12 protein-coding genes are annotated in these 11,627 nt (G+C 59.1%); 2 read left to right on the top strand and 10 right to left on the bottom strand.

The features are described from left to right. Positions 1-156: 156 nt before the first annotated feature. From QA637_RS25710 to QA637_RS25665, 10 genes are all read right to left on the bottom strand, one after another. A complete protein-coding gene (locus QA637_RS25710) occupies positions 157-1,629 on the bottom strand; it encodes an MmgE/PrpD family protein (protein WP_283065542.1) in 1,473 nt (490 codons plus the stop codon). Further along, positions 1,541-2,515 carry a carbon-nitrogen hydrolase family protein gene (locus tag QA637_RS25705; RefSeq protein WP_283065541.1) on the bottom strand — a complete coding sequence of 325 codons (975 nt, stop codon included), beginning with the start codon at positions 2,513-2,515 and terminating at the stop codon, positions 1,541-1,543. The genes QA637_RS25710 and QA637_RS25705 overlap by 89 nt, the downstream gene beginning before the upstream one ends. Further along, a complete protein-coding gene (locus QA637_RS25700) occupies positions 2,512-3,162 on the bottom strand; it encodes an RraA family protein (RefSeq protein WP_283065539.1) in 651 nt (216 codons plus the stop codon). The genes QA637_RS25705 and QA637_RS25700 overlap by 4 nt, the downstream gene beginning before the upstream one ends. A gap of 34 nt (positions 3,163-3,196) precedes the next feature. Then, positions 3,197-4,063: a TauD/TfdA dioxygenase family protein gene (locus QA637_RS25695; protein ID WP_283065537.1), complete on the bottom strand. Its 867-nt coding sequence runs from the start codon at positions 4,061-4,063 to the stop codon at positions 3,197-3,199. 117 nt (positions 4,064-4,180) lie between these two features. Further along, positions 4,181-5,278: an ABC transporter ATP-binding protein gene (locus QA637_RS25690; RefSeq protein ID WP_283065536.1), complete on the bottom strand. Its 1,098-nt coding sequence runs from the start codon at positions 5,276-5,278 to the stop codon at positions 4,181-4,183. Beyond that, a complete protein-coding gene (locus QA637_RS25685) occupies positions 5,275-6,078 on the bottom strand; it encodes an ABC transporter permease (protein WP_283065534.1) in 804 nt (267 codons plus the stop codon). The genes QA637_RS25690 and QA637_RS25685 overlap by 4 nt, the downstream gene beginning before the upstream one ends. 15 nt (positions 6,079-6,093) lie before the next feature. After that, a complete protein-coding gene (locus QA637_RS25680) occupies positions 6,094-6,975 on the bottom strand; it encodes an ABC transporter permease (protein WP_283065532.1) in 882 nt (293 codons plus the stop codon). Positions 6,976-6,983: 8 nt separating this feature from the next. Continuing rightward, the gene (locus QA637_RS25675) at positions 6,984-8,024 is read right to left on the bottom strand and encodes an ABC transporter substrate-binding protein (RefSeq protein ID WP_283065530.1); all 1,041 of its coding nucleotides are present in this window, start codon (positions 8,022-8,024) and stop codon (positions 6,984-6,986) included. Positions 8,025-8,250: 226 nt separating this feature from the next. Further along, on the bottom strand, positions 8,251-8,499 hold the full coding sequence (locus QA637_RS25670; RefSeq protein WP_283065529.1) for a hypothetical protein: 249 nt from the start codon (positions 8,497-8,499) through the stop codon (positions 8,251-8,253). 333 nt (positions 8,500-8,832) lie between these two features. Then, positions 8,833-9,741, bottom strand: a complete 909-nt coding sequence (locus QA637_RS25665; protein ID WP_283065528.1) for a nucleotidyltransferase and HEPN domain-containing protein — start codon at positions 9,739-9,741, stop codon at positions 8,833-8,835. Between the two features lie 150 nt (positions 9,742-9,891). Here QA637_RS25665 and QA637_RS25660 point away from each other — a divergent pair, with 150 nt between their 5' ends. Together QA637_RS25660 and traR are read left to right on the top strand one after the other, a co-directional pair. Continuing rightward, positions 9,892-10,851, top strand: coding sequence for a LysR family transcriptional regulator (locus QA637_RS25660; protein ID WP_283065526.1), 960 nt, complete (start codon positions 9,892-9,894; stop codon positions 10,849-10,851). A gap of 22 nt (positions 10,852-10,873) precedes the next feature. Continuing rightward, positions 10,874-11,578 (top strand): autoinducer-binding transcriptional regulator TraR, encoded by a 705-nt coding sequence (gene traR / locus QA637_RS25655; protein WP_283065524.1) that lies wholly within the window; start codon positions 10,874-10,876, stop codon positions 11,576-11,578. Positions 11,579-11,627: the final 49 nt, after the last annotated feature.

The following is an 11,627-nucleotide window of genomic DNA, read 5'->3' as shown; positions in this document are numbered from 1 at the left end:
TATTAACTGAATTATTGAAAGATGGACGAGGTGCGATTACGGGCACGAAGGCATCAGCATTCAACTCGCAATCGCCTCCGTCATTGCAGTAATGTTGATCTGGGGTGACAGGCTCGGCTTACGAATGAAATGTCGTCGTGTCCGAGTGTGCGGATATCAGCCGGCCAAGAGGCGGAGGAGCGGCCTGACCGATTCGGCTTCGTCCAGCGCGTACACGTTATCAATAACTTCGGAGGCACCGTCCTCTCCGGCCACACGGCTCGCAAGCCGTAAGAACTTGCTCTCGAGAGCTGATTTCCGCATGGGGTTACTTGCGTCTCCCTCCGCAATGTCGACGTGTCTTTCGAAGCTCTGCCCGTTGCGCAACTGCAAGCAAGCGCTGGCGGCGTAAGTACCGTGAGGTAAGCCGCGGTTGGGATGTGACCTCAGCTCGATACTGTCTTGAAACCGCCCGGCGATCTCGTCATTGAGCCAGTCATCCACGAACCAGTCCGGACCGGGCTCAACGCCGAATACGGCCATAGCTATGGCGTGCGGTGCGCTGAACTGCGCCGCCCACATGTGCCGCGGACGCGCTTCGCTGAATGGCGGTGCGCAAACGATCGGAGGTACGGTCACGATCAACCTAGCGTGCTTGGCGTCGGCGGGATCAATGCCTGCCATCCGGACGACGTCGCTGCAGGCTTGGACACTGCTTTGGATGAGCCGGCAGCAACTGAATGGCTTGAAGCCAACCCGGAGAATTTCGTAGGCGGCACCCAAACCGTTCGTCAATCGGTCAAAACGGCACTCGTCGGCGCCCGCCATTCGCCAGAAACCAGTCTCGCCCTCGAAGACATCCAAGGGTCCCTCGTAGCCCACAGCGGCAAGGCGGGCCGCATTGACGCCCATCTGCGCGGCCATGCCAAAGTTGTTCTTCGCCATCGATGGCGTGTCGCCGTAGACCGTCTTCATGACAGATGCGACTGGTGCATTCGCAGCGGCGATAGCAATGGCATGTGCCGCTCGCATGGCATCGAGCCCCATGAGTTTCGCGGCCGCCGCTGCTGCACCGAATATCTGCCAAGTCCCATGGCCGTGAATCGCCTTTCTGGGCCGGTCGTGAGTCAGCGAGATTCCAACGCGGCAGCTCACCTCATAGCCGATGATCACGGCCTCGAGGAATTCTGTGCCCGCACACCGTTTGTACTCGGCGACCGATAATGCTGCTGCGATAACGGTGGCTCCCGGGTGGCCCTTCTCGTAGATGTCGTCGAAGTCGAGCGCATTGATCAAGGTTGCCCTGGCGAAGGCTGCCGTCGCCGGCTCGGCACGGCCGCTGATAGGCCCTCTGTATGAGGGCACTCTCTGGCTGTCCGCCCGTAATGCCCCGAGCATGCCGGCTATCGGTAGCTGATGCCCGCCGAACAGGCAGCCAAGCGAGTCCAGGAGGCAGAGCTTGGCCTTGTCGACGACGTCGCTGGGAACACTAGCGAGTGCTTCCTCGGCGATATAGCTGCCGAGCGTTTGCGTTATGAAAGCGGTCATATCTGGCGTCCGATTACCCGAGGATGGAGATGGCCGGTCCACCTTCGGGGGTTCTTGCCGACTTGCCACTAGAAGAAATTGGAGTCCCGAAAGTTTGTTCATCTGAGCCGCAGGACGAATTGCAGCGCTCGCCGCGGCTGCAATCCCGATAGACACGTGCCTGGTCGACAAACGAAACCTTATGAGAAGCGGAGGGAATGAGCTTGCGGACGGCCGCCACACGGGCGTGATCGAGGTGTGTCGAAACAATGCCGACCTGGTCGACGGCGCGGGCTATCACCTGCCCCCAGGGATCGCAGACGAGAGAGTTGCCGTAGGTGAAGCGGCGATCTCCGTCCGCTGCAGTGTAGCCTCCCCACTGACCGCAGGCGACGAAATAGACTTGATGCTCGATCGCACGCGCACGGCAGAGCACTTCCCAGTGATCCTTGCCGGTCTGTAACGTGAAGGCCGCGGGTAGAATGATCACATCGACGCCGGCGTTTGCGAGCGCATCAAAGAGCCGGGGGAATCGAAGGTCGTAGCAGATGGCACAACCGATCCTGAAGCCGCCGGCTTCGTAGACGAACAGGCTTTCTCCAGGCGCCACGGTGGCGGATTCTCGATAGATCTTGCCATCCGGCGCCTCGATGTCGAAGAGGTGAACTTTACGATACCGGCCGACCTCGTTGCCGTGAGGATCAAATACGACCGTTGTATTGTAGATCTTCGAACTTCCCTCAATCCTTTCGAGCAGGCTGCCGCCATGGATCCAAACCTTCTCCCGGGCGGCGAATGCCTGCAGCATTCGATAGGCCTCGCCGCCCGGCATCTGATCGGCCGCTGCGAGTTTCTCGGCGGCGGTACCGCCGGACCAGTCGAAATGTTCCGGAAGCACCATGAGATCCGGCGTGTCGCGTTTGATCGCCTGGAGCATCAGGCTCTCGGCCGTGCGCAAATTGCGGTCGCGATCCGGCTGGGAGTTCATCTGGACGAGGGAAATTTTCATGACACGATCCGATCCAATTCGAAGATGGAATGGCCGGCCTCGAGGTAGGGCCGGAGCTCAAGGGAACGCTGTTGGCGCTTGAGGGCAATCTCGGCGATGCGGCGCATATCGGAGGGTTCGGCAACGAAAACACCCTCCGTGTCCGCGACGACTGCATAGCCAGGCAGGACGGCCGCGCCGCCGCAGGCGATTGGGGCATTGATCGCACCGCCGATTTGGTGTCCGCGGCTAGTCGTCTTGGACGAGACACCGCGACACCAGACGGGAAATTGGCTGGCGCGAATTTCCTCGATGTCGGTGCAGGGGCCGTCAACGATGATGGCCAAGGCACCACGCGCTCGGGCAGCAGCAACGACCCCGCCGCCGACGCAAGCAATATCGTCCCGGTCGACCCGGGAGATGACAAGAACATCTCCCGGGCGGAGCAGATCAATGGCTTTGTAGATGACGGCTCCATCACGCCCGGGCGCGGCCACGGTCACGGCGGTTCCGATCGCCTTGGTCGGAAAGACCGGCACAATGTCTGCCGCGGCAAATCCGAGATATTCGAAATGGCCGATGGTTGCGGTTTCGACGCCCTCCAGGAGGGTTCGAAGCGTTTCCGGAATCGCTTTAGGCTGCTTTCTGATCCGGTATGGCTCAGTCATCCGACGAGGCTCCGATCTGCTCTGTTGTCGTGGCTCAAACCGGGCGCTCGCCGGATGTGGTCGTCCGATGCATGATACGGATCGTGTTCGGGTCGAAGGAGTCGCGACGGTGCATCGTGCAGCGATTGTCCCACATCACGATGTCGCCCACGCCCCATTTCTGAACGAAGACATCAGGCGTTGCGGTGGTGTGCTCCCAAAGCTCGGCGATCAGATCGTTGCTTTCATCGAGCGGCATACCGACGATCCATGAGCCTTCCCGCGTCCCCCCTAGATAGAGCGCCTTGCGGCCCGTCTCGCCGTGGGTTCTGACCAGCGGATGGACGACGCCGCTCCATTCGCGAAAATCCGTACTCGTCGGTTCGGATTTCCCGAGGCGCAGCCTGCCCGTCTTGTCGTAAACGTTCTGGAAGAAGATTTGTCGCCCTTCAATGGCCTTGCGCAGCTCCTCGGGGAGCGTCTCGTAGGCATGATAGGTGGACAAAAAGTATGTGTCGCCGCCCGAAGGAGGAACCTCGATCGCTCTGAGGATGGCGCCTGCCGGCGGGCGTTCGTAGAACCATGTGTCCGTGTGCCACGTCGCCTCGCTATTGCCGAGCGCGCCGCTCGGTTTACCGTCCGTCATCACATTGCTGATCACCAGGATCTCGCGATGCGTAGGATGTCCCCCTTCCTGCAATTGTTTCGGGTGGATGACGAAGTCGCCGAAGTGGCGGGAGAAATTGACCTGCTGCTGGTCTGTGATATGGACCGCCCGAAAGCGAATGACGCCATATTGCAGCCAATAGGACCGAACTGCGGCAATGTCCGCATCGTTATAGTCGGAGAAGTCGAAACCGACGATGTCAGCACAGACATTGCTGTCATTTTGCACTGCTGAAACCTTCGTGTTCATGCGCATCTTGGCCTCCTTGTGGGAAGATCCCGGACTTGGGATCGCACCGAGTGTAGTGAAGGGCTATTGGGCGATTCCAATATCAATTGCTGGTCATTAATAATGAAGGACGATTAATCGGCGCTACTGCTCCAGTAATTGGACAGCAGAGTGAGCGATGGCGAAATCAACGCGGCAACCAACTCGAAGTTTGTCGAGGCGTGTCGAGCGGATCATGGACTTCAATGTGATCTTGCCATCTACGAGCATCCACGCCTCGAGATAGGCGCCGAGATTGACGACCTTCTGGATGGTGCCCGTGAGCCGGTTCGCGGGTTCATCGAGAGCCCCCGCCGCATCGGCGAGCCTGACAGCTTCGGGCCGGATGCAACAATATCGAGCCTTGTCAGGAGCGACGTCGTGCGGCCAGATCGCTCTGACCGGCAACTTTCCTTCTCCCAAGAGCACGGTAACGCGTCTTTCTGGGGTATCGGTTGCGGATACATCGGCAATCGGCAGGATATTGGACTTGCCAATGAAGTCCGCCACGAAAGAGGTCCTCGGGCGGCCGTATATGTCCGCAGGCGCTCCTTCCTGCGCTACCACTCCGCGCTGCATGACAACGATCCGATCGGACATGGCCATCGCCTCTTCCTGATCGTGCGTGACATAGATGAAGGTCATGCCGAGGTCTTCTTGGATCTCTTTCAATTCCACGCGCATGGCTTCCCGAAGCTTGAGGTCGAGATTTGAGAGTGGTTCATCGAGAAGCAGCACGGACGGGGAGGGCGCAATGGCCCGGGCGACCGCGACCCGTTGCTGTTGGCCTCCCGATAGTTCCTTTGGATAACGGCTCTCGAAGCCTTCGAGGTGGACACTTTTCAAGGCGCGTGACACGCCATCGGCGATTTCCTCGCGGGGCCGACCCTGCATCTTTAGGCCGAAACCGACATTCTGGGCGACCGTCATATGCGGGAAAAGTGCGTAGTTCTGGAAGACCAGCCCGATCTTCCGGGCTTCCGGCGGGACGCCTGCCTGATCGCAGCCGCGAATTCGGATCTGCCCGCTCGAGGGCGCTTCAAATCCGGCGATCATGTTCAGGGTCGTCGTCTTGCCACATCCGGAGGGACCAAGAATGCTGACGAATTTTCCCTTCGGGATGGCTAGGTTGATATCCTCGACGATGCGGTTTGCGCCGAACTGCTTGCTGACGGAAAGGAGTTCGATATCGATGGTGGTCATTTGCTACCCCCGTGGAATTGGGCGGAGAAACCGCCGATCTTTTCGAAAAGGATGATTGCGCCAAGGATGAAGAGGAGCGACGCGACGTTCACCGCCGCGAGCACCGGATCCAGGCTGTATTCGAGATGGTTGATGACGGTGATCGGAAGCGTTGTCTGACCAGGCCTGACCAGGAAGACGGAGAGCGGGATGTTGTTGAAGGAAATGATGAAGGCGAAGGTCATCCCCGAGAAGAGGCCGGAGCGGATCAGCGGCAAAAGCACATATCTGATTCTCTGCGTGGCACTGGCGCCGAGTATGCGTGCCGCGCTTTCAAGCCGCTTATCGAAACCGAACATCGCCGTCGCGGCCATGCGCACGACGTAGGGCAACGTCAGGATGATGTGGGCCATGATAAGGCCGGGCGTTCCGAGCAGGTGATAAAGTCCAACCGAGGACAAGAACAGGACGATCGCCACGCCCTTGACGATTTGCGGGACCGACATGGGTGACAATAGGAACGCCATGATGGCGGTGTGGCCCCGACATTTCGCGTAGGCGACGCTGTATGCCCCAAGAACGCCGAGCAGTCCGCTTGCGAGCGACACGATGAGGGCCAGTTCGACACTGAGCAGGAACGGATCGAGCCAGCGGCTGTCCCAGAGCGCCGCATACCATTGCAAGGTCCATTCGCTTGGCCGGAACGTTACCGCCGAAGTCGGGCTGAAAGAGGCAGCGACAACGACCACGAGCGGCAGGGTGATGAAGGCAAGAATGGCGGCGAGCACCATCCTGAACAGATAGGTGAGCAATCGGTTCATCGAAGCCTCCCGAGACTAAAGATGAAGTTTTTGGTGGAGGCGCGATTCCAGCCTGGATCCGACGAAGCCGGCGGTCAGCATGAGGATGAGCAGGACGTTCGCCATCACCGCCGCGAAGGGCCAGTCGAGATAGAAGAGCACCTGCTCGTAGACCATAGTGGCCATGACTTTGAAGCCGGCGCCGCCGAGAAGGGCCGGGGTCGCGTAAGCGCTTGCGGCCATGGTGAAGCCAATCAAGAGCGAGCTTACGATCCCCGGCACGGAGAGCGGCAGGATGATGTGGCGGATGACGTCAAGACGTGAGGCGCCGAGAATTTGCGCAGATTTTTCCAGATTGGGATTGATACCCTGGAGGCTCGTCAGCAGCGACAGCACGCCAAACGGCAGGATAACGTGAGTCAGCCCGACGACCACGCCGAAAAGGTTCTTTGACAAGGGCAGGGGTTCCGAGATCATTCCAGTCCACATCAGCGCGGAATTGATGAAACCGCGATCCTCGAGAATGATCAGCCAGCCATAGGTCCGAAGCACGACGCCCGCCAGTTCAGGCGCAATGGCAAGCGCGAAGATGATGGTCCGCCAGCGTGACGTCGAGCGCGCGAGATAGTAGGCGAGGGGATAGGCCAAGACGGTGACTGAGATTGCGACGAGGCCCGACATCACGACCGTTCGGGTGAGGCCCGCAAGGACCAAGTCGTTGCTGAAGAAGCGACTATAGCTCGCAAACGTCGGGCCGCCCGCCGTCTGGCTTTGAAAGCTTATCCCGATCATCATGCCCATCGGGATCGCGAAGAAGAGCATCAGCACGATCGAGGGGGCGGTGAGCGGCAGAAATCCCTTTATAGGAAGGCCCGTGTGTATGGGCTCTTTTGGGGTGGAGAAAGCAATGACGGCCATGATCCACCTCACTTGGCCACCGCGACGACGTCACGTTCCCACCGTTCGCCCCAGGCGGAAAGCCGTGACGCAACTGCGGCGAGGTCAGGCAGCAGAAGCGCCTTCAGATCCGCCTCGGTGGTGATTTGTCTGGCACGGATATCGTCCGGCACGTCGATGTCGGTCCGTACGCTGCCGACCTTATACCCGGTGACCCATGCCTCCTGGCTGGCCTTTTCGAGAAAGAAGTTGACGAACCTGAGGGCTGCCTCGCGGTTTGCGGCATGCTTCGGCACGTTCAGGGTTGCGACTAAAGGAATCGAGCCTTCCTTCGGCAGGACATAGTCGACCGGCAGGCCGCTATCGACGAGCAGTTGCGCGCGCCCGTTCCAAAAGGGCATGGCCCAGACTTCGCCGCCCTTGATGTACGTCTCCATGACGGATGACGACTGCTCAAAGCCGATCGATTGTCCGGCGAGTTTGGCCATAGCGGCAAAGCCGGGGTCGACGTTATCGAGCAGATCGCCACCGTGGGCGACCGAGAAGATCTCCATCAGGTAGGCAGCCATGACGTTCTGGAAGGTAGGCAGGATGATCTTGCCCTCGAGGCGATCGTCCAAGAGCGCGTTCCAGGAATTAGGCTGCTCCGGCAGCTTGTCCTTTCGGTAGAGTAGCGAGAGATATTGCACTTCGTGAACCGCGCCGCAGGGGCCGGCGACGCCGGCGATCACCGATGACAGATGCACAAGATTAGGAACTTCGTCTGGTGAGAATTCCTCCAGCAGGCCTTCTTTGCATCCCTCGAGCGACTGGGATGCGGTCATCACGACCACATCGAAGCCGGGGCGCCCGTTGGTGGCCTTTATCTTGGCATAGTCCTGGGAGGCCGAACCAACGGCGTCATAGACAACGTCGATGCCGAATTTGGCCTCGAAAGGCTCGATGATCCGCTCCCGGATGATCGTTTCGTAGGGTCCGCCGTAGCTGTTGACGATGAGCGTTTCGGCGTGGCCGCTCGCGGCCAGGCCCATTGTTACGAGCGCACTTGCGCACAGCGCAGAAAACCTCATGACGATCCCCTTGTTGGTGTTGTCGGTTTGGTGACATTGCGCCGGCCGGTCCCACGATCTCCAATATTGATTTCGCGATATTGATACGGAAACCATATTAATCGCGTTGCCTATAAGGTCGGCCGGCGGACGATCTGCGTCGGATTCTGTCTTGAGCGGCTCCGACGGCATGGGCCCGCACGATCGGCTTGTGCGGGCCGCCAATCCATAGGCGGCGGCCACTTCGTCACCCCGGCTGACAGATTTCGTTGATCAGGCTTGGATTGGATTTCAGGGATTTGAAGACATGCAGCCAGAACCGGTAATGGCTTTCGCGATTGAGGTCCCTGGCCTCGACCGCGCGCTTTGCCGCGGCCGTTACGGCGTCGCAGCCGTAAAACTCCATCGCGAGTTCCACAGCCGCCGCCACCGCGACGTCATGTTGCGCATCCGCCTGGTTTGACGGCTCCGGGACATTCTTCAATGGTTTCGACATGGCGACTCTCCTTCGAGAGTCCGGCGCGGGGGAAAATGTGGCCGGACGGTCTCACAGCGAAGATCGCGTCGTCCGGAAGCACACGTACCACTCATGTCGATTAGGTTGAATCCTAAATGATTTCCCGCTGTAGGTGAAGTCAAAATTCTCCGACGGAATTATGCCCAGGAAATTCAAGGTGACCTGTCAATCCCGCCGCACGCCAGGTACGCGAATGATCGGCGGATCATCAGGTTCGAGCCGGTGGTGACGATGTGCTGTCCGCTTGGATGAATGCGAACGGGTCGCCTGAGTTCGCTGCAATCTGGGGCATCAACAGATTGTCGCGGCCCGCTATGCGTCGAGAGCCCGCTCCAATTCCGTCAGCCGCTCCTTGCAGATCGCCTCGACGAGACCGTGGAGATGCTCGGTCCGCTCGAGCAGCCAGGCGAGCGCCTCCTCGGTGATCTCGAAGTGTTTCGAATAGCGCGCCTTCACATAGGCTTCATTGAGAATGTTGTACCAAGCAGTAAAGCGGTGCTGGTCACGCGGCCAAACATCCACCAGCCGGCGGTCCTGGTCCTCCGCCAGCCCGCGCAGGAATTTGAGGTTGTGCGACGGTGGGCTGTAGTTGGTAAGAGTCAGCAGAACGGTTGAATAGGCCGCCTCTACGGCTTGATGGAGAACAAAGGCCGCCCGGCTCCTCCAATCATTTTGAATGGCGTAATGAGCAAGCTGCCGAAACTCCGCAGCACTCTGGCCCTGCCTTTCAAAATGCTCCCTCGCCACCCTGAGCGCATCGGCGGGCGCAAGCCGTTTCGGCTCGGCCAGCGGCCGGCCGTCGAGCTCATAGAGCACGATGCCCTCGTGTAGGATGTCGACAAAGAAATATTGCCCGTCGGCCAGGAAGTTGTTCACCTCGCGAGCGCCATGGACGATCAGTCCAACCGGCGTCGAGACGCCCTTGTCCCATAGCAGCCGGTCGGTCGCCTTGTCCCAGTACTCGGGGTCAGCGAGCTTCTTCGAATTGACGATCACAAGGATGTCGTAGTCGGAACGGTAGCCCTTCATAGTGTGCGGTTCGTCGACAAACGTACCGCGGGCATAGGAGCCGAACAGGATAATTTTCAGGATCCGCCCGCGCTTCTTGAAGCCGGCCGAGCTTCCCTCAAGTGCATCGGCGAACTCCTCGTGGATGATCTCGACGACGCGGGCAAGCTCGCGCTGCTTCTTCTCCGGCAGGTGTTCGAGGCTCGTTTTCATGCTCAACCGATAGGGCAAAGACGATTCGCCGTCTACTGCCGGAATTCATGGGTTTTGAATTATCAAAAAATAATAGATTGATCTAAAGTGACGATTAATAGATGATCTGCGCCTTGCGGAAGAACCTGCGCAGATGGAGGGGACGGGGGAATGGAAGTCCGTCAGATGAGATGCTTTGCGACGCTGGCCGAGGAACTTCATTTCGGCCGCGCCGCGGCGACGCTGGCCATCGCGCAGCCCGCCCTCAGCGTGCAGATCCAGACGCTGGAAAGGGAGCTCGGCGTCCAGCTGCTCACCCGCTCTACCCGTCGCGTTCAATTGACCAAGGCCGGCGAAGTTTTCTATGAGCGGTGTATCCGTGTTCTCAGGGACATCGAAAACAGTTCCGCCGTCGTCCGGGCCGTTGCGGGCAAGGATGTCGATCGGATCACGATCGGTACCATTTACCCTGCGACCTTCGGTGTCTTGCCGCTCTTTCTAAGCAAGCTCGGCAAGCGATTTCCGGACGTTCAGATTCACATCAGCAGTGGCTCGACCGATGCAATCATCCGCGATCTGGAGAAGGGCCGCATCAACCTCGGCTTCATCCGGCCGGTCGAAAATATCGGCTCACTCCGCTGGCAAAGCATCGCCAACGAACGATATCTTCTGGCAGTGCCGCTTGGCAGCCCGCTGGAGATGGCGGAAACCGTCACATTAAGCGATCTGAAACGGGAGCGGATTATCTCCTTTTCCCGCTCGAATCTATCTTACACGGAAAAGTACTTCTTCGAGCAGTTCAGAAAGCATGGCCTTCTCGATCAGGTCGCCTACAGCTGCGACGATACGCTCTCCCTGGTTTCGCTCGTTGCCGCCGGGATTGGGGTCGGTTTCGTTCCGGAATGGACGAAGGATTTGCCGCATCGGTCGTTTCGCCTTCGGGAAGTGGAGGGAGTGGATTTTACGATCGGCATGGGGCTCGCCTGGAACAAGGAAGACCCCACTGCGAACCGTGAAGAGTTCGTGGAAATCGGCCGCTCGCTTACATCGGTCTGGCGGCCGCGCCAACCCTCTGGCGGGCATTCTGAAAGGACCGGCAAGAAGCGCCATCGGTCGGCGCATGGAGAGTAGGCAGTCGAGAGGGGATTAGAAGGTGGAGATTTGGTTTCAGAAGCTAATCGATGTTACGGCGGTAGCGCGCACCAGGGAGATGTTCAATGAAGCACTCACCGAGCTCGCGGGGGAACTCGGCTTCGAATATTACGCCTATCTCAATCTTCAGCCGGTCGGAACATTCGCTGTGTCGAATTATCCTCCCGAATGGCAGGATCGGTATTTCTCGAAGGGCCTGAATGAGATCGATCCCGTCGTCCAGATCGCCAAGTCCACGATGAAGACATTCACCTGGTCTTCAGAAAACACGAGGACGGTCAGGTCGCGACGCGTTCGGCGGTTCTATCTGGACGCTGCTGGCTTCGGTATCCGCTCGGGCATCACAATACCGGTGGCGACTGCATTCCGGCGCATGGCGATGCTGACCGTTGCCTCGCACAAGCCGTCCCTTTCGCTGAATCGAGATATCGATCCGGTCGCGGCCGCGACGGCGGTCGCGCAGCTCCATGTGCGGATCGAGCAGGCGGAAATTGAACCCACGGCAAAACCGAGCGTCCGCATGACCGCCAAACAGGCGTTGATGCTTAAGTGGTCTTCCGAGGGTAAATCCATGAGGGCAATCGCCACCATCGAGAACATGACCTACGCGAATGTGAATTTCCACATGAACAACGCTCGCAGGGCGCTCAATGCCGGCACGCTGCCACAGGCGACGGCACTGGCGACGAAGCTCAAGCTCATTTGAAGCCAAGTGAGTTACTGGCGAGTGCCTGGAGGCGAAGCTCCTGAAACAC

It is taken from the genome of Sinorhizobium terangae (assembly GCF_029714365.1).
Classification (GTDB): Bacteria; Pseudomonadota; Alphaproteobacteria; order Rhizobiales; family Rhizobiaceae; genus Sinorhizobium; species Sinorhizobium terangae.
The sequence above is the reverse complement of the archived record's forward strand: the minus strand, read 5'-3'. Positions and strand labels throughout refer to the sequence as shown.